Source organism: Jeotgalibaca porci, from assembly GCF_011299095.1.
GTDB lineage: Bacteria > Bacillota > Bacilli > Lactobacillales > Aerococcaceae > Jeotgalibaca > Jeotgalibaca porci.
This window is the reverse complement of record NZ_CP049889.1, coordinates 2,116,341-2,134,354: the sequence shown is the minus strand read 5'-3', so window position 1 is coordinate 2,134,354 and position 18,014 is coordinate 2,116,341. Positions and strand designations below refer to the sequence as shown.

The window sequence follows — 18,014 nt, the reverse complement described above, 5'->3', positions numbered from 1 at the left end:
ACGTGCTACACTCTAATTACAACGACAGGTGAAGTAAAGAGAGGTGAGTAGTTTGGTTACAAGTGATGTGATGCGCGGCTTTAACGATTTAATCATTTTATCAATTTTGGCTGAATCCGATTCGTATGGTTATCATATTTCTAGTAAGATTAAAGATTTAACCGAAGGAAAGTACGTGATGAAAGAAACGACGTTGTACTCTGCATTTGCTCGGCTTGAGAAAAAAGAATGTATAAAAGCTTATTCATCAAATGAAACTTTTGGTAAACCACGAACCTATTACACCCTCACACCACTCGGCAAAGCAATATTGGAAGAAAAGAAATTAGAATGGACAGAGGTAACAACTATCGTCGAAAAATTTATTAATCTTATATAAGAGGAGCTGAGAGAAATGAGTACGATATATGCTTATGTCGAATCAATTTTTAATAAATTACCACCATCAAGAGAAATGTTACAATTGAAAAATGAGATGCTTGCCAACATGGAAGATAAATACAATGATTTAGTGACTGAGGGGCTGTCTGAACACGAAGCCATCGGTCAAGTATTGGCGGAGTTTGGGGATATCAGCGAAATAATAGAAGCATACAACTTAGATTTTGAAGAATCAGAAAGAAATGATCCAAATGTTTTATCTTTATCGAAAAATGAAGCGGAAGCCTATTTCTTCCACCGTCAAAAATATGCTCTCGCGATTGCAACCGGCGTTTTTCTGTGTATTATCTCAGTTGCATTTTTATTTCTTACATTAACGATTCGTTCATTCTTCTTTTCTGCGGTATCAGAGGATAGTATTACATTAATCGGTGTCGTATTAATGCTGATTACCATCGCTATCGGAGTTGGACTTTTCATCGTTTTTGGTATGCAAGAATCAAACTATCCCTTTGATAAAAAGGTATTGCATTTGGATCAAGCAACGTACACCATGATTAATCAGCAATACTTGGCTTTCAAACCGAAGTTAAGTTACGCTATTGCAGCGGGTGTCGTGTTTTGTATATTAGGTCCCATCTTCCTACTTTTGTCTTTTGCTTTACTTACTGAAGAAAACCTTATTGGACTTGTGTTTTTAATGGGGTTCATTGCAGTAGGCGTCTTCCTATTCGTATATTATGGCATTCAGAACGATACATATGAAAAATTATTAACAATCGGATCACACACACGGGCACATGTCCTTTCAAATACGATTACGGAGCGCATCGCGTCTATTGTCTTTCCGATTGCTACTTTGATTTACCTGTTCCAAGGTTTCGTGAATGGCGCTTGGGGGACTGCTTGGATTATTTTCCCTATTGTCGGAATTGGCTTCGCTATTCTCTCAGCGATTATTGAAGCTGTTACAAACCTAACGAATAAAAAATAAAGATGAGGGATCGGGAAATTTTTCCCGACCCCTCATCTTCTTTTCTAGCCTAATGCCACATCTAAAATCATCATAATGGTAAATCCAACCATCAAGCCCATCGTTGCGATATCACTGTTCCCGTTTGTTTGTGATTCAGGAATCAATTCTTCAACGACTACGAAAATCATTGCCCCTGCTGCAAATGCTAATGCATATGGTAAGATTGCTTGCATGGATACAACTGCCAATGCACCGATTACGGCTGAAATAGGTTCTACAATCGCTGATAATTGCCCAAGATTAAAAGCTTTCCAACGACTGCTGCCGTCTGCACGAATTGGCATCGAAAGTGCAGATCCTTCTGGAATATTTTGTAGACCAATCCCTAAAGCTAACCCAATTGCACCCATTAAAGTATTCCCGCCAGCCAAACCGTGAGCAGCGGCACCAAATGCTACCCCTACAGCCAATCCTTCAGGAATATTATGAATCGTAATTGCTAAGAATAAAAGGACATTACGAGAAGCTCCCGTTGTCGGTCCTTCTCTATTTTCAATTGGTTCCCCTAAGTGTAGGTGAGGAATAATAGCATCAGTCAAACGTAAGAAAACTCCACCGAACAAAAACCAATTGCTGCAGGGACAAACGCCCACACTCCATAACCGTTTTCTTCCGCAAAAGTAATCGATGGCGCCAACAGTGACCAAAACGATGCTGCAATCATGACACCAGCAGCAAAGCCACTCATTACATCCAAAACTTTTCGGTTGACCGTTTTAAATAAAAATACAAAGGATGAACCGACTAGCGTACATCCCCATGTAAATAAACCGGCGATGAATGCCTGTAAAACCGGATTAAAACCACTAAATGTTTCTAACATATTCTCACTTCTTTCTCTCATTTTCATCTTTATTCCACAAGGGTAATTCGATATTTGTATAGTGCTGCGGTGCTAAATGCGAGAGGGTAATACCCAATAATCGGACTTCTCTCTCGATTTCGCCATGTTCCAGCCACAATTCTTGTGCTTTCCAGAAAATATCCTGTTCACCACCTACAAATGAAGAAAAACTCTTTTGACGTGTTGTTGTTTCGAAATCTGCATACCTAATTTTCAAGGTTACGATACGCCCATGAACTTTATTTTTTTCTAAGCTGCGATGAACACTGGCCGCTAATTCCCGCAACGCACCTATCACCTGCTCCTCGGAAACTAGAAAAGGACCAAATGTACTTTCTTTCCCCACTGACTTTCGTTCCCTATTGGCAGCAACTGGCGTATTATCAATCCCGCGAATACGCTGATATAAGCGATATCCCATCTTACCAAACTCATCAACTAGAAACTTCGCAGATAACTCATAGAGTTCACGGCCATTCGTTATTTCCTGTTGTTCCAGTTTTTCCGCTGTTTTCTGGCCAACTCCATAAAACTTATGAATGGGCAGCTCCCACAGAAAATCTTGGGCATCATCGGGTGTTATAACAGTCAGTCCACCAGGCTTTTTAATATCAGATGCGATCTTCGCTAAGAATTTATTGTAAGAAACACCTGCGGAACAGGTCAGCCCCACCTCATTCCAAACATCTTTTTGAATTTCCCTCGCAATCAGAGTCGCACTGTTCAAGTTAATTTTATTTTCAGTGACGTCAAGATAGGCTTCATCCAACGATAATGGTTCAATCAAGTCTGTATACTTTCGAAAAACATTTCTTATTTGTTGCGATATCTCCGCATAGTAACTCATACGCGGTGAAATAAAAATTGCGTGCGGACACTTATCTAAAGCAACTTGTGCACTCATAGCTGAATGTACGCCAAACTTTCTCGCTTCATAATTTGCTGTCGTGACGACCCCTCTTCCGCCTCTTGTTCTCGGGTCATGCGCAATAATGACGGCCTTATTTTTTAATGCTGGATTATCACGAATTTCAACAGAAGCATAAAAGGCGTCCATGTCCACATGAATTATTTTTCTTTGAATATTATTCTGCGGCTCTTTAAATTTCAAAATCCCGTAATCCATTTTGAACACCTTTCAATTCTTTACTGATCCCTATGAATCCTAACTTTGTGACTGTCTTGATTGGAGATTTGATACACTCTTCCAACCTCATCCGAAAAAAGATAATACCCATCTGCACTTTCTTTTTCAATTAAAGTAAATATGTTCTGGAGTTGAATCTTTTTATCTGTTAAATAAGTCAAAAATTCTGTATCATCAACAACTTCCATAATGGTAAAGTTATTGCCGACCGTCAATTCATCCAGCGTTTTCGTAGAAACTTTCTTTTGCTTCCCATCACGGTCTGGAATAACACTGCCGTGCGGGTCGACACTCGGATAGCCTAGGAATTCTTCCAGACGGTTAATCAATATATCCGGTGAAACATGCTCTAGCATTTCGGCCAATTCATGCACTTCTTCCCAGCCAAATCCTAAATGCTTTTCCAAAAAAACTTCCCAGAGTCGGTGCTTTCTTATAATCTTGTTGGCATATATCAAACCTTTATCACTTAACCTCACACCTTGATAGGGAATATGCAGGATATATTCATCCTTTAATAATTTTGCTGACATCTCCGTTACCGAGGCAGCTGACACTGAGAGTGCTGTCCCAATCATTTTGTTAGTGATGAGATTATCAGCGCCGCCTAACTCAAAAATAACTTTCAGATAATCTTCTTTTTGTGGTGTCATTTAGCACTCCCTCCTTTTTTAGGCACGCCTAAAACTTAGTTATATTATAGCACTAAATAACTAAAGTTCAATTTTAATCTTACTTTAAAATAGAAGTTTTCAGAGCCGGTAAACGCTGACTCAAATCGAAAAACCAGTTTGAGTCGTCACTTTTACCAGAAAACGCTGACTCAAATCAAAATATCAGTTTGAGTCGTCACTTTTACCGGAAAACGCTGACTCAAATCAAAATATCAGTTTGAGTCGTCACTTTTATCAGAAAACGCTGACTCAAATCGAAAAAACGGTTTGAGTCAGCGTTTTTCCTTTAGTTGTAGTCATTACTTCTCAGGTGTCGATGATTATAGGTGATGCCCGAACCGCTTTGATCATATTTCAGGACCATCTGGCCTTGGAATTTTTGGCAGCTGAAGCATGGGGGCAGTTCATGTACCGGCTGGTGTATTGTAGAAGGGGCTGTGCCGCCTTCTTCTCTTCCGGTGTCAGCGTCCGTCCGCCGCAACAGCTTCAAGACCGCATTTTGCCGATGGACACGAAGGAGCTTATACGGGATATAGTCGTAGTTCTTCCATTCCCCGCTATCGCTTAACCCTATCATGGTCACAATCATGTGGTCACGCAGATTGAACTCCAACTGGGAACCGAATGTATGTAATCCGGCAATGATACCTGGAGTTATCCGCTTTTTCTGAAAATACATTTGCACGACATTGGCAGTTTCGTCCATCAGCCCCTTCAGTAATTCCTTGCGATTGTTAAGGGGCAACTTCCGCAACCCCTCATCAATCGTGAATACGATATGCCGATGGATTAAATAAAACACGCGGAACCCGCAAAAACAATGAATGACGTTCCCCCAGAAACTTATAAAAGCCTATGCTGCAAAAAAAAGACTTCAAGGTTTGACCCTTGAAGCCCTTCTATCGTACTTATTATTTTTGCTCTTTGCCATAGTATGCTGACGTTAGAACTTCTTTCAGTTCTGAAATTAGCGGTTGTTTTGGATTAGCAGTTGTACATTGATCTTCAAATGCTAATTCTGCAATCTTATCTCCATCACGTTTCAACCACTCTTCTGGAACACCTTGTTCTTTCAAGCTCATCTTGATACCAACATCTTCACCTAATTGATGGATTGCTTGAGCCAGTGCTTCAACTAATTCTTCTGTTGTTTCACCTTTCAAACCGATGTAACGAGCAATTGTTGCGTAGTCTTCATCTGCTTGGAAGTGTTCGTATTTCGCCCACATTGCCAACTTGCTTGGTTCTTTCGCGTTATAGCGAACGATATGTGGTAATAGGATAGCGTTCGTACGACCATGAACTTGATCCCATAGTCCTCCAATTTTATGTGCTAATGAGTGGGATATTCCCAAGAATGCGTTAGCGAAAGCCATACCTGCAATTGTAGAGGCATTATGGATTTTCTCACGTGATTCTTGATCTGCATATTCATAAGAATTACGTAGGTTTTCAAAGACTAACTTAATAGCTTGTAAGCTCAAACCTTTCGTATAGTCACTTGCCAGTACTGATACATATGATTCAATCGCGTGTGTCAATACGTCCATACCTGTATCAGCCGTTACAGTTTTTGGAACACTGTATACGAATTGTGCATCAACAATTGCTACGTCAGGTGTTAAAGCATAATCTGCCAATGGATATTTGATATGTGTTTCACTATCAGTAATAACAGTAAATGGTGTTACTTCAGATCCAGTACCAGATGTTGTCGGAATAGCTACCATTTTAGCTTTCGTCATTGGCTCGATTTTGTAAGTACGTTTACGGATATCTAAGTATTTTTGTTTAGCTCCGAAGAAACTGCTTTCTGGATGCTCATAGAACAACCACATTGCTTTGGCAGCATCCATTGGAGAACCCCCACCGATTGCAATAATTGTATCCGGTTCGAAATCTCTCATTTTTTTAGTTCCGCGTTCAACAGTTTTCGTAGAAGGGTTTGGTTCAACGTCTGAGAAAATTGTGTAAACAATTTTATTGCTGCGTTGTTTCAGTTGTCCCAATACAATATCCACGTAACCAAGTTTCATCATTCCATCATCACATACAATAAACACACGCTCAATGTCACGCATATCTCTTAAATAACGAACTGAGTTTTCTTCAAAGTAGATACGGTCTGGAACTTTAATCCATTGCATATTATTTCTCCTTTTAGCAATTGTCTTGATGTTTAGCAAATCGAACGAAGAAACGTTACCGGATACGGAGTTATGACCATAAGATCCACACCCTAGCGTTAGAGAAGGAATGTTGTGGTTATAAAGACCACCGATCCCACCTTGAGCAGATGGTGAGTTTACCAAGATTCGACAAGCTTTCATTTCTTTACCAAAATCTTCAATTAAATCTTTACGTCTTGTGTGAATAGATGCTGAGTGACCCAATCCATCAAGGTCTAGCATTTGTTTTGATAATTGGAAGCCATGCTCAGTAGATTCTGATTTCAACATTGCCAAGACTGGGGATAGTTTTTCGCGTGAAAGTGGATAATCAGGTCCAACTCCGTCGATTTCTGCAATTAGCATTTTTGTATCTTCAGGCACTTTAATACCAGCTAATTTTGCAATTTCGATTGCAGGCATACCCACGATTGAACTGTTAACACCTGTTTTATCTTCGCGCATCATTGCATTTTCAAGTTTTGCTAATTCTTGTTTTTTAACAAAATAAACTTTACGTTTTTTGAATTCCGCTACTACTTCTTCATAGATTTCTTTGTCAGCGATAACCGCTTGTTCTGAAGCACAAATCATACCATTATCAAATGTTTTTGAAACAACTAAGTCATTCACTGCTTTTTTAATATTTGCTGATTTTTCGATATAAGCTGGAACGTTACCTGGTCCAACCCCTAGTGCAGGTTTTCCTGTTGAATACGCGGCTTTAACCATTGCTGATCCACCGGTTGCAAGTACACAAGCTATATCCGGATGATTTAGAAGTAAGCCCGTTTTTTCCATTGAAACGCCTTCTACCCATTGGATACAACCTTCTGGTGCTCCTGCTTTAATTGCTGCTTCATACAAGATTTCAGCTGTACGGACTGAACATTTCTCTGCGCTCGGATGGAATGAGAAAACAATAGGGTTTCTTGTTTTCATGCTGATTAAGGATTTGAATATCGTTGTAGATGTTGGATTCGTTGTCGGTACGATACCAGCAATTACACCTAGTGGTGCTGCAATACGTACTAATTGGTCAACGTCATTATCTTCAATAATACCCACTGTTTTATTTTTTTTGATTGCATGCCAGATATTTTCAGAGGCATAAATATTTTTCATACATTTATCTTCATATACACCGCGACCTGTTTCTTCAACCGCCATCTTTGCTAATTCCATATGGTGATCCAAAGCAGCAATAGCCATTTGATGTACAATATGATCCACTTGTTCTTGATTAAAGTCTTCCATTACTGCCAAAGCTTTTTTACCTTTTGCGGCTAATATTGAAATTTCCTGCTCTGCAGTCTGAATCTTCTCTTCAACTGTTGTAGTCATAATTATCTCTCCTAAATGTTTGGTAATCATTTCACAAGTAAATTGTACCCCGGGGTGTAAAATAAGTAAATGCTCTATTGTGATTACATTCACATAATACTCATTAAATGCTTTGGGCACGTTTTCATTTTATTATCAGCACGGTTTTCATCTTTCTTTCTACTTGTGAATAACTTAACATTACGTGCAAATATAGTACAAACAGACTCTAAAAACAGATATTTCAAGGTTGTTTAGAGGTCATTAAAATCGAAAAAACACGAAACGTAAGGATGACTCCTTATCGTTTCGTGTTTTTTATAAAAATTCATCAAAATTAATATCGTCTAACGAAGATACTTGATAAACTTGCGCTTCTAGTGATTTGAAATCAAAATATTGATTCACATTGAATCTGACGATATCGAATACGCGTTGGTAATAGTGTTCCGGCACTGTGTGCTTCCACACAAAATTCTTGAAACAAAGATAAATATCTCTGACCTCAATATTCGGATAACCCTCTACAGAAAATTCAGATACCTTTAATTCAAACCATGGAAGCAACTCCTCATAGAAATCTTTCGATTCTTCGGCCATCCACTTTCACTCCATCACATTGCCTAAATATTATTATTCAGGTAGATCCTCTGTACTCTCTTCTAAAACTACAGTTTCTTCGGGTGCGATTGGTGTCGTTTGTTTGATTTTAGCAATTGCTCTTTTCTCAAACGTTAAGAAAATGCCTTCACAATCCAAAGTAATTGTATTATCAGTTGCATTAATTTCATCAATGACACCATTTAATCCACCGATTGTTACTACGTGGTCACCTGGTTTCATTTGACTTAACATATCCTGTGCTTTTTTAGCTTGTTTCTTTTGTGGACGAATCATTAAGAAATACATCACTCCAAATAACAAAGCGTAAAAAGCTATCATTACTAGTGTATCCATAGGTACTTTTCCTCCATATTAAAGCGTTTTTTTGTCGTATTTAAATCATACCACAACTATCTAAAACAGTTTAGCATTTTCTTTGTTATATCCATATTCTTCTACAAAAGCTTCACGGAATTCCAATAAATTGTCATCCATAATCGCTTGTCTAACATTGTTCATTAAGTTATGTAGGAAGTATAGATTATGGTATGTCGTCAAACGCAATCCAAATAATTCATCGGCTTTAATCAAGTGGCGAATATAAGCACGCGTATAGTTTTTACATGTATAACAATCGCATTTTTCGTCAATTGGACGGAAGTCACGTTCGAATTTCGCGTTTTTAACAACCAACCGGCCAGCACTTGTCATACATGTACCATTACGTGCAATACGCGTTGGTAACACACAGTCAAACATATCAATACCACGGATAACACCATCTATCAACGAATCCGGTGCTCCAACACCCATTAAATAACGTGGCTTATTGGAAGGAATAACTGGTGTGATATAGTCAAGAACTGCATTCATTTCTTCTTTCGTCTCACCTACAGACAATCCACCAATAGAGTATCCTGGGAAGTCCATTGATACGAGGTCTTTAGCACTTTGTAGGCGTAGATCTTTATATCCAGCACCTTGAACAATACCAAATAACCCTTGCTTATCAGCTTTTGCATGTGCTTTTAGGCCACGTTCAGCCCAGCGAGAAGTTCTGGCAACTGAATTCTTAATGTAATCATAGCTTTCGTCAAACGGGGGACACTCATCAAAACTCATGATGATATCAGCACCCAGTTTGTTTTGAATGTCAATTGCTTTTTCTGGTGATAAGAACATTTTAGATCCATTAAGGTGGTTACGGAAATGGACACCTTCTTCAGTGATTTTGCGGTTTTCCGCTAATGAGAATACTTGGAAACCACCAGAGTCCGTTAAAATACCTCTATCCCAGTTCATAAACTTGTGCAATCCGCCGGCTTCTTCTACTAATTCAGCTCCTGGACGCAACCAAAGATGATACGTGTTACTCAAGATAATTTGAGAACCCATCACTTTTAAATCTTCGGGTGCCATTGTTTTAACAGTTGCCAAGGTACCAACAGGCATAAACATAGGGGTCTGGAACGTGCCGTGGGGTGTCGTGATTTCTCCCAAACGTGCACCTGTGTTTTTTTCTTCTTTAATTAATTTGTATGTAATTGCTGGTTCAGTCACATTATTGCTTCCTTTCATAAAAAACTTGTCGTTCCTCAGTATAGCACACTTGGGAAACCTTATAAAATTAAAAAAGACTCAGAACTAATTCTGAGCCTTCCTAATTTTATCGAGTAATCCGACGATATTCTTGTTTTAGAATAGACAGTGCCTGTTCTTTTTCTCCACATGGATACTCAATCGCAGCGATAATCCGTTCTTCATTGTCTAGTGTTTCCAATACTTGCTTAATCGGAATATCACCCTTCTCGAATAAAGACAGTGCGATACCATCTTCAGAAGAAGAGACATTTTTAATATGGATATAATTAACATACTTGCTGAGTTGTTTTGCCGCTTCAAGCGGGTCCACACCGATATATATAAAATTACCCGTATCAAAAGTCATACCTAACTTAAGCCCGGACTGTAAGGCTGTCTCCATGAATCGTTCTAACGCTTCCGGACTGCCCCCTTCACTGGATTGATCATTTTCAATGCTTAGGCGAATATCCGGATACTTTGCAAGAGTGGACTTAACAGTGGAAACCATGTCGTCAGCAAACGTCTCATAGCTTCCCATCGTCAACTTGACTTGGATGGCACCCATAGCTTTGGCTTCTTCAAAATAGAGGCCTAATTCTGGATTGACACCTTTATTAATAAATAGACTGGATGGGATTGAATAAAGGAGTGCTAAACCTGAATTAGCAGCTTCTTTATTTGTTTCTTGCAATTCCACTTTGAAATCACGGAAATATTCTCTTCGTACTTCAACAAATGGAACACCTATTTCAGCTAATACTTGGAAATATTCCCATTGTCTCTTTGTACTATTTTCTAGTTCATCTAAAAAAACTAGCGTATTGACGCCGGTTAAGCGAATCATGTCATTCCGCCTCTCATCCTTAAATATCTGGTCTTTCTAATATCATTGATGCGATAACTGCATCGCGTAGCCATTCACGATTTATTTTCTGGTCAATATTCGCATTGTCTTTATTTCGATGGTGGCGTGTTGCCCGCACTTCAGGAGCAGAAGTCGGAATATCTTGAAGCAAGCTGCTAAAGTAGTCTGCAAACTCATCATACTCTGACACAAAAGCATCGACTTCTTGGCTTAAATAATTCGCATCTCCATCCATTTGAACAAACATCTCATCATAATCATCATCGTTTTGCTGAACAGCTACTGGCACTGTTTTGGCAACTTTTTGCTTAACCAGTGGCTTTTGTGTGCTTCGTGATGAATTTAGTCGTTCGGGAAGAGATTGAAGGACGGGCCATACATCTTTCCGACGTAAAAATTTAACTAATTCCATCATCGGGCGTTGCGAATTGAAAATGGCTTTTATCTCGCTCTCGTAAGAATCCGGCATGTTCTCTCTTAATAACTGATAAAGCTCTTTCGGATCTTGCTTGAGTAAATCTTGCCACGTTTGAGTTTTAGGTTGCTGTGATTGACTATTTCTTCTACTTCGTGTCGCATTGTCAACATGAACCTGTCTGACCGTCTGGGTATGCGCTTTGTCCCACTGATTACGTTGGGTATGCTGTGACCGTGACGAAGACGTTTTGCCGCGTTGATCTTGACGAAAAGTACGAATTAAATTTCGTATGAATGTTATCCAAATAACCAGGATAAATACGAAGATAACAAGATTAAAAAAATAGGGAATCAAGAACGGAGTCATTAGGAATCACTTCTATCTTTATTGTTCGATAGTGAGTTTCTCATATCCGTGTCTGCTGTTATATTTTTCATACGGTAATAATCCATCACGCCAACGTTCCCGCTTCTTAAAGCTTCTGCCATAGCTAGTGGTACTTGTGCTTCGGCCTCAACAACTTTGGCTCTTTGACGTTGAACTTCAGCAATCATCTCTTGCTCTTCAGCAACTGCCAATGAGCGTTTTTCTTCTGCTTTAGCTTGTGCCACACGTTTGTCAGCCTCAGCCTGTTCAGCTTGCAGTTTAGCACCAACGTTACGACCCACATCGACATCGGCAATATCAATGGATAGAATTTCAAAAGCTGTTCCTGAATCCAACCCTTTACGCAAAATAGTTTGGGAAATAGAGTCTGGATTTTCTAGTACTTGCGAGTGTGCCTTAGCAGAACCTACTGTTGTAACAATCCCTTCACCTACACGGGCAATAATGGTTTCTTCACCAGCCCCACCAACAAGACGTTCGATGTTTGCTCTTACCGTTACTTTCGCCTTCGCCTTCACTTCGATACCGTTCATCGCAACCCCAGCGATAATAGGCGTTTCAATAACTTTAGGATTTACACTAACTTGAACAGCTTCAAATACGTTACGACCCGCTAAGTCGATTGCAGCTGCTTGTTCAAATTCTAGGTCGATATTCGCACGTTGCGCCGCAATTAAAGCATCGATTACTTGGTTAATGTCTCCACCTGCCAAATAATGTGCCTCCAATTCGCTGATATTAATGTCCAATCCAGCTTTTGTTGCTTTAATCATAGGTTGCACAATCATACTTGGTGCAACTCTTCTTAAACGCATTCCGATTAAATCTGAAATTCTCAGTTTTACTCCAGAGAAGTACGCTGTAATCCATAATCCGACTGGTACAAAACGGAAAAACAAAGATAAAACAAGAATGACTAAAACTGCAATAATAATTAAACCGATTAATCCTTCTGGCATATTAAGTCAACTCCCTCACTATAATTTTAATTCCTTCAACTTTGACTACTTCTATCACTGTACCTTCTGGAATGACTTTCCCGTCACTCACCACATCAAGTATTGTCCCGTTTACCTCAGCTTTTCCTGCCGGACGCAAAACAGTTACGGCATGCCCCCGTTGAAGCAGGTATTCTTGGTAATTCTTTCCAGTTGAGTAGCCTCTTTGACCTTGCAACGACGATGCAAGAATCAATTTTTGACCCGGAACGAACCGATACCCTTTTCTCAAAAGAATGTAAGCTGTCACCACGGCAATGATTAGAGCTAAAGAAAGGTCCATCACACTACCCCATAAATCTGTTCGGTTAGAAAAGTACCCAAACCCAATCATTCCGATACCAATTATTCCAATTAATCCAAAATCTGGAATAAATACTTCAGCAATCAGCAATAATATCCCAATTAAAAAGAGCACGAAAGTCAACAAAGTTCCGCTATCCATCAGCATGAAATAACCGAAGAAGCTGGCCACTGCAGTAATACCAAAGAGCATAAAACGGTTAGTAAATAACAAGAGCACTAAACTCATAAAACCAACAACCAAAAACAAAGACTCTATCACATATATCACCCCCTTACGTTAAATTGTACAAAACGGATGATTCATCTTTAATTTTATCGTACTTTTTTCAATAATGAAAGCGACAGCATTACAAATAATACTATCGCCCACTAGATTCTTTACTTATCTTCTTTATTTAATTCGTTTTGCGGAGAAATATGAATCATTCGTGTTTCTTGATTCATTACTGTATCTCCTGAACTTCTGACTATCAGCCACAACCATCCCAGCGTCAACAAGATGAGGCCGATACACGCTAACTTTTGCTGGTTCGCTTTATCCATACCTTTAATCTAGCGTATTCCCAATGCAATGCGTGCATAACGTGACATTCTTTCTGTTGACCAAGCTGGGTACCAGACCAATTTGATATTGACCTCTTTAACTTCAGAGACTGTTTTTAAAGCACGATGTACCTCATCATGGATAACATCAGCTAAAGGACAGCCCATCGTTGTCAACGTCATATTGATTTGACAATAGCCATTTTTTTCTAATAACACTTCGTATATTAAACCCAGGTTAACAATATCAATACCCAACTCTGGATCGATGACTTGTTCCAGCGCTGAAAGGACGTTCTCTTTAATTGCTTCTAACTCTTCATTTGTATACGTGATTTCTGATTCAGACACGTTTAGACCTCCTTCGAAACTTAATATAAATAGTTTACCAACATTCACTGTATCTGACAACGCTATCCTTATTTTGGTGATTCTAAGGTTTCTGCCATCTCAACAAAAATTTCATAGGGGACTTTATGTCCTTTCCCTTCCGAAAAAGTCACTTGGACATTCCGGGCATAATCCTGTTCAGCAATCGCAGTTACAAAGTGTTCCATTTGCTCAAACGGAACCGTTTGGTCTTCTTTCCCGTGCCAAATATAGAAAGGACGACCCGCTATTTTTTCCGGCGCTTCCTTCAGGCTGAGTGGTAAAAACGGACGCATGGCCACTTCAACCGTCGCTTCATCTACATTCGCCATTTCCTCAATTGAATCGCGCCAGTGTGACGTTAACAACCATTTTGTAAATGAAACAGGATCGGGATTACCCATCAGGCATCCAGCCGCTTTAATCCACGGATATTTAGCAAAAGCCATACACGTAGCAATTGCTCCCATTGAAAGCCCGGTAACTGTAACCGAATTGTGCGAAGCTAATTGGCGTGAAACATAGTAATCGACTATTTCCGGTAACTCTTCTATCGTTTTCATTTCAATGTGCCAAAAGGCCATTTCTTTGGGACCGTGATAAGGTTCATCTATTCTTTCGCCATGTAAATAAGCATCGGGAATAACCGTTCGAAATCCCTTTTTCGCTAACTCATAGCCAACTGTCAAACCCTGTTCTTTTTGATTTGTTACACCATGAAAAAACAGTGCTAAGGGAAGGTTCTTATGTAAGGCATCCTGCTCCACCATTTCAATAACAGGAACATTATTAATTACTTTTTTCTCAATGACGATCACGGTATCCACTCCTTGATTGGTAACTCATGCTAGATTTATTCGTATACTTAGTGTAACATTATCGAGAAATAACCGCCAACACTCAGATAGGGAGGTCCTGGAAATATGAATCAAAAATTAATCGCAATTGATTTGGATGGTACAACCTTAAACGATCACTCACAGCTAACACCCCGGACCATCTCTACGTTAGAAAGCATACAAAAAGATGGCCATATTGTTATGATTGCAACGGGAAGACCGTATCGTAACAGCAAGGAATTCTATGATACCTTAAAGCTTACTTCTCCTTTGGTAAACTTTAACGGTGCTTTATGCCATTTCCCGGACAAAAAAGATTTCTACCATAAAACGCTGGACTTGGACTTAGTCATGGACTTACTAGACTATCAAGAAGAATTAGGTGTGGATTGGATTAGTGTCGAAGGAAAGAAACAGCTCTATGCGACGTATAAAGATATTCCAGTCAGTGAATTTTATCCCAAAAATACGAAGTCGACTTTCATTTCAATGGAGACAAAATTAGATGAGAGACCGACTGCATTGAGCCTATTCATGGACGAGGATAAACAAGAAATCGTTCGAACCCGCATTATTGAAAAATATGGCAATGAGTTATCCATTCGTACTTGGGGCGGTAAACTGCCCTGTTTGGAAATTGTTGCACCGGGTATTCAAAAGGCTTTGGGTGTGGATGAAGTCGCCCGTTTCTACAACATCGACCGCCAGAATATTTTAGCTTTTGGTGACGAAGATAACGATATGGAAATGATTGACTATGCTGGTCATGGAGTCGTTATGACCAACGGAATTCCCACTCTTAAAAAAATTGCCAACGATATTACGGAATTTACGAATGATCAAGACGGACTTGCCATTTATCTCGAGAAATATTTTAGCCTTTAAAACCGATTAATTCAGTATAGATAATAGCCAATAAAAAAGCAGAACGGCTGGAATTTCCAGCCGCTCTGCTTTTTAACGAATAATAGTGGCGTAAACGTGCTCAAAAAGGCAAATCCGACGTCCACTTCACGAATAATGCGCGGATGGCTTGCGCCACCCTGTGCTTATTCGTTCCAGTGATTCGGATTTAAGCGCCTTTTTCCCACTCTCTGCTTTTTTAAACCTATTACGCTTCAGGTTGTAATAAAATATTTTCTTCACCGGGCTTCATCTTCCAGATTTCATCTGCATAGCGATGAATCGTATAATCAGCTGAGAACGGTCCGGCATTGGCGATGTTCATCAACGCTTTCTTATTCCATTTCATTCGGTCTTTGAAGTCAGTATCTGCTCGTTTATGAGCTTCAATATAACTGTCAAAGTCTTGAAGTAAATAATATTCATCATTGTATTTCACAAGGCTGTCGAAAATATCTTGCCCAATTTCTTCAGTGTTTGGAATCGAACCATCGACTAACATATTCAAGACTTTGTTAATCCTTGGGTTGGTCTCATACAAGTGACGGGAATGATATGTCCGATTTTCATTTAAAGTTTGAACTTCATCATTCGTCATACCAAAAATGTAAATGTAGTCTTTTCCAACGTAGTCATGAATTTCTACTGTCGCACCATCCATTGTGGCAAGAGTTAAGGCTCCGTTTGCCATTAACTTCATATTACTTGTTCCTGATGCTTCTTTACCAGCAAGCGAAATTTGCTCACTGATATCTGCAGCAGGAATAATTAATTCTGCTAAGGAGACACCATAGTTTTCTACAAAAACAACTTTAATTAAATCATTGATTGAATCATCGTTGTTAATCATGTTTGCAACTTCATTAATGAGTTTGATGATTTGTTTTGCGTAGTGATAACTTGGAGCAGCTTTCGCACCAAAAATGAAAACGCGTTTTGGAATGTCTGTATTTGGATTTTCTTTTATAAAGCTGTAACGGTCCAAGATATGAAGAACATTCAACAACTGACGTTTGTATGCGTGCAGACGTTTAATCTGAACATCAAATATGGCAGTCGGGTCGATTGTAATTCCCATCTCTTCTTGTACATACTTCGCAAATTTTTTCTTATTGTTCAGCTTTACTTCATCTAGACGTTTCAAAACATCTTTATCATTAGCAAATGCTTTCAAAACAACAAGTTCATTTGGCGCTTTTTTCCATTTCGTACCGATGACATCATCCAACAAAGCAGTCAGTCCCGGATTAGATATTTGAACCCAACGCCTCATTGTGACACCGTTTGTTTTGTTGTTAAATTTGTTTGGGTACATGAGATAAAAGTCATGGAGTGTTTGATTCATTAAAATATCCGTATGCAGTTTCGCTACACCGTTAATGCTGTGGCTTCCAATAATAGCCAAATTAGCCATCTGGATTTGTCCGTGATCAATGATAGCTGTGCGATATGTTAAATCTTCCCCGTATAGAGGAATTTTCTTCTCGATATGACGGCGGTTGATTTCAACGATAATCTGATAAATACGCGGTAGTAGTTGTGCAATCATATCAACTGGCCAGCGCTCCAAAGCCTCTTGAAGAATGGTATGGTTCGTATAACTGACTGTCTTTTTCGTAATTTCCCAAGCTTGCTCCCAAGACAACCCTTCTTCATCCATCAAGATACGCATGAGTTCAGGTATAACAAGCGTTGGATGCGTATCATTGATATGCATTGCGATTTTATCCGGGAAGAAACTCCAATCCAAATCCATTTTCTTGTAATACCGGATAATACTCTGAACACCCGCTGAGGAGAAGAAGTATTCTTGCTTCAAGCGCAACATTCTTCCTTCATAATTAGAATCATCTGGATAGAGATATTCGGTAATTTGCTTGACTTGGTCTCGTGCTTCATCCGTTGGGTATAGATATTCTTCCCCATAAGGAATTTCGGCCGACCACAGACGAAGATTGTTCACAACACCGTTATCATAACCTACTTGAGCAGTATCATACGGAACAGCTAAAATATTCATTGTATTATGATACTCTGGCCGTTTGACACCATTCTCGTCCTCATCTAAGGTTACATGCCCACCGAAGCGCACTGTCACAGCTTTATTCTCACGTCTTACTTCCCACACATTACCATTTCGTAACCAGTTTTCTGGGAGTTCGATTTGATTCCCATCAATAAATTTCTGCTTAAACAGACCATATTGATAACGAATACCATTTCCATGCCCAGCTAAACCATTGGAGGCGATGGAGTCCATGAAACATGCAGCCAATCTACCCAAACCACCATTACCAAGCGCCGGATCCATTTCACCAGTCGCAACTTCATCCAGATTAAGGCCTAATTCTTTAAGGCCATCTGAAACAGTGTCTAATAAACCCAGGTTCAAAAGGTTACTCTTTAACATCGTTCCGGGCAAAAATTCCATCGAAAAGTAGAAAACTTGTTTTGATTTGTTTTCAAGATACGTATCAGACGTTTGACGCCATTCCGGCGCATACATATTCTTAATTAAATAACCCAGCGTCAAAAACTGCTCTCGTATTGATCCTTCTTTGTAATCAAAGGCATACATTTCCTCAAACTTTTTTACATATCTTTCCTTGAACTGATTCACATCCAT

At 39.3% G+C, this 18,014-nt stretch carries 17 protein-coding genes and 2 pseudogenes; 3 read left to right on the top strand and 16 right to left on the bottom strand.

Going from position 1 to position 18,014, the window contains the following annotated elements:
* Positions 1-52: 52 nt before the first annotated feature.
* Together G7058_RS10765 and G7058_RS10760 are read left to right on the top strand one after the other, a co-directional pair.
* Complete coding sequence (locus G7058_RS10765) at positions 53-379, top strand: PadR family transcriptional regulator (RefSeq protein WP_166063516.1); 327 nt, start codon at positions 53-55, stop codon at positions 377-379.
* A gap of 15 nt (positions 380-394) precedes the next feature.
* Positions 395-1,375 (top strand): permease prefix domain 1-containing protein, encoded by a 981-nt coding sequence (locus tag G7058_RS10760; RefSeq protein WP_166063515.1) that lies wholly within the window; start codon positions 395-397, stop codon positions 1,373-1,375.
* Positions 1,376-1,419: 44 nt separating this feature from the next.
* Here the strand turns inward: G7058_RS10760 and G7058_RS10755 are convergent.
* The 15 genes and pseudogenes from G7058_RS10755 to G7058_RS10685 all read right to left on the bottom strand — a co-directional run bounded on the left by G7058_RS10755 (position 1,420) and on the right by G7058_RS10685 (position 14,464).
* Positions 1,420-2,240, bottom strand: a pseudogene (locus tag G7058_RS10755) (ZIP family metal transporter).
* A gap of 4 nt (positions 2,241-2,244) precedes the next feature.
* Entirely contained in the window at positions 2,245-3,387 is a 1,143-nt protein-coding gene (gene dinB, locus G7058_RS10750) for a DNA polymerase IV (RefSeq protein ID WP_166063514.1), read from the bottom strand.
* Between the two features lie 20 nt (positions 3,388-3,407).
* A complete protein-coding gene (locus G7058_RS10745; RefSeq protein ID WP_166063513.1) occupies positions 3,408-4,061 on the bottom strand; it encodes a metal-dependent transcriptional regulator in 654 nt (217 codons plus the stop codon).
* 307 nt (positions 4,062-4,368) lie between these two features.
* Positions 4,369-4,884 (bottom strand): annotated as a pseudogene (locus G7058_RS10740) (transposase); the annotation flags it as partial.
* 109 nt (positions 4,885-4,993) lie between these two features.
* Positions 4,994-7,594, bottom strand: coding sequence for a bifunctional acetaldehyde-CoA/alcohol dehydrogenase (gene adhE / locus G7058_RS10735; RefSeq protein ID WP_166063511.1), 2,601 nt, complete (start codon positions 7,592-7,594; stop codon positions 4,994-4,996).
* Between the two features lie 297 nt (positions 7,595-7,891).
* On the bottom strand, positions 7,892-8,173 hold the full coding sequence (locus G7058_RS10730) for a post-transcriptional regulator (RefSeq protein ID WP_166063510.1): 282 nt from the start codon (positions 8,171-8,173) through the stop codon (positions 7,892-7,894).
* Between the two features lie 33 nt (positions 8,174-8,206).
* Complete coding sequence (gene yajC, locus G7058_RS10725) at positions 8,207-8,530, bottom strand: preprotein translocase subunit YajC (RefSeq protein ID WP_193567957.1); 324 nt, start codon at positions 8,528-8,530, stop codon at positions 8,207-8,209.
* Positions 8,531-8,590: 60 nt separating this feature from the next.
* Positions 8,591-9,736, bottom strand: coding sequence for a tRNA guanosine(34) transglycosylase Tgt (gene tgt, locus G7058_RS10720; RefSeq protein WP_166063509.1), 1,146 nt, complete (start codon positions 9,734-9,736; stop codon positions 8,591-8,593).
* A 106-nt stretch (positions 9,737-9,842) separates the two neighbouring features.
* Positions 9,843-10,604 carry a sugar phosphate isomerase/epimerase family protein gene (locus G7058_RS10715; RefSeq protein ID WP_166063508.1) on the bottom strand — a complete coding sequence of 254 codons (762 nt, stop codon included), beginning with the start codon at positions 10,602-10,604 and terminating at the stop codon, positions 9,843-9,845.
* Between the two features lie 19 nt (positions 10,605-10,623).
* Positions 10,624-11,409, bottom strand: coding sequence for a hypothetical protein (locus G7058_RS10710; RefSeq protein WP_166063507.1), 786 nt, complete (start codon positions 11,407-11,409; stop codon positions 10,624-10,626).
* Entirely contained in the window at positions 11,409-12,389 is a 981-nt protein-coding gene (gene floA, locus G7058_RS10705) for a flotillin-like protein FloA (RefSeq protein WP_166063506.1), read from the bottom strand. The genes G7058_RS10710 and floA overlap by 1 nt, the downstream gene beginning before the upstream one ends.
* A 1-nt stretch (position 12,390) precedes the next feature.
* Positions 12,391-12,993, bottom strand: coding sequence for an NfeD family protein (locus tag G7058_RS10700; RefSeq protein WP_166063504.1), 603 nt, complete (start codon positions 12,991-12,993; stop codon positions 12,391-12,393).
* Between the two features lie 119 nt (positions 12,994-13,112).
* Positions 13,113-13,277, bottom strand: a complete 165-nt coding sequence (locus G7058_RS10695) for a hypothetical protein (protein ID WP_166063503.1) — start codon at positions 13,275-13,277, stop codon at positions 13,113-13,115.
* Between the two features lie 9 nt (positions 13,278-13,286).
* Positions 13,287-13,628, bottom strand: a complete 342-nt coding sequence (locus tag G7058_RS10690) for a metal-sulfur cluster assembly factor (RefSeq protein ID WP_166063502.1) — start codon at positions 13,626-13,628, stop codon at positions 13,287-13,289.
* Between the two features lie 68 nt (positions 13,629-13,696).
* Positions 13,697-14,464: a prolyl oligopeptidase family serine peptidase gene (locus tag G7058_RS10685; protein WP_166063501.1), complete on the bottom strand. Its 768-nt coding sequence runs from the start codon at positions 14,462-14,464 to the stop codon at positions 13,697-13,699.
* A 105-nt stretch (positions 14,465-14,569) separates the two neighbouring features.
* Here G7058_RS10685 and G7058_RS10680 point away from each other — a divergent pair, with 105 nt between their 5' ends.
* Positions 14,570-15,370: a Cof-type HAD-IIB family hydrolase gene (locus G7058_RS10680; RefSeq protein WP_166063500.1), complete on the top strand. Its 801-nt coding sequence runs from the start codon at positions 14,570-14,572 to the stop codon at positions 15,368-15,370.
* 226 nt (positions 15,371-15,596) lie between these two features.
* Here G7058_RS10680 and G7058_RS10675 read toward each other — a convergent pair whose 3' ends face one another.
* Positions 15,597-18,014: a glycogen/starch/alpha-glucan phosphorylase gene (locus G7058_RS10675; protein ID WP_166063774.1), complete on the bottom strand. Its 2,418-nt coding sequence runs from the start codon at positions 18,012-18,014 to the stop codon at positions 15,597-15,599.

Coding starts and splice junctions, on each gene's coding strand:
- G7058_RS10760 (WP_166063515.1), top strand. CDS start 395: ATGAGTACGATATATGCTTATGTCGAATCAATTTTTAATAAATTACCA.
- dinB (WP_166063514.1), bottom strand. CDS start 3,387: ATGGATTACGGGATTTTGAAATTTAAAGAGCCGCAGAATAATATTCAA.
- G7058_RS10745 (WP_166063513.1), bottom strand. CDS start 4,061: ATGACACCACAAAAAGAAGATTATCTGAAAGTTATTTTTGAGTTAGGC.
- adhE (WP_166063511.1), bottom strand. CDS start 7,594: ATGACTACAACAGTTGAAGAGAAGATTCAGACTGCAGAGCAGGAAATT.
- G7058_RS10730 (WP_166063510.1), bottom strand. CDS start 8,173: ATGGCCGAAGAATCGAAAGATTTCTATGAGGAGTTGCTTCCATGGTTT.
- yajC (WP_193567957.1), bottom strand. CDS start 8,530: ATGGATACACTAGTAATGATAGCTTTTTACGCTTTGTTATTTGGAGTG.
- G7058_RS10715 (WP_166063508.1), bottom strand. CDS start 10,604: ATGATTCGCTTAACCGGCGTCAATACGCTAGTTTTTTTAGATGAACTA.
- G7058_RS10710 (WP_166063507.1), bottom strand. CDS start 11,409: ATGACTCCGTTCTTGATTCCCTATTTTTTTAATCTTGTTATCTTCGTA.
- floA (WP_166063506.1), bottom strand. CDS start 12,389: ATGCCAGAAGGATTAATCGGTTTAATTATTATTGCAGTTTTAGTCATT.
- G7058_RS10695 (WP_166063503.1), bottom strand. CDS start 13,277: ATGGATAAAGCGAACCAGCAAAAGTTAGCGTGTATCGGCCTCATCTTG.
- G7058_RS10680 (WP_166063500.1), top strand. CDS start 14,570: ATGAATCAAAAATTAATCGCAATTGATTTGGATGGTACAACCTTAAAC.
- G7058_RS10675 (WP_166063774.1), bottom strand. CDS start 18,014: ATGGATGTGAATCAGTTCAAGGAAAGATATGTAAAAAAGTTTGAGGAA.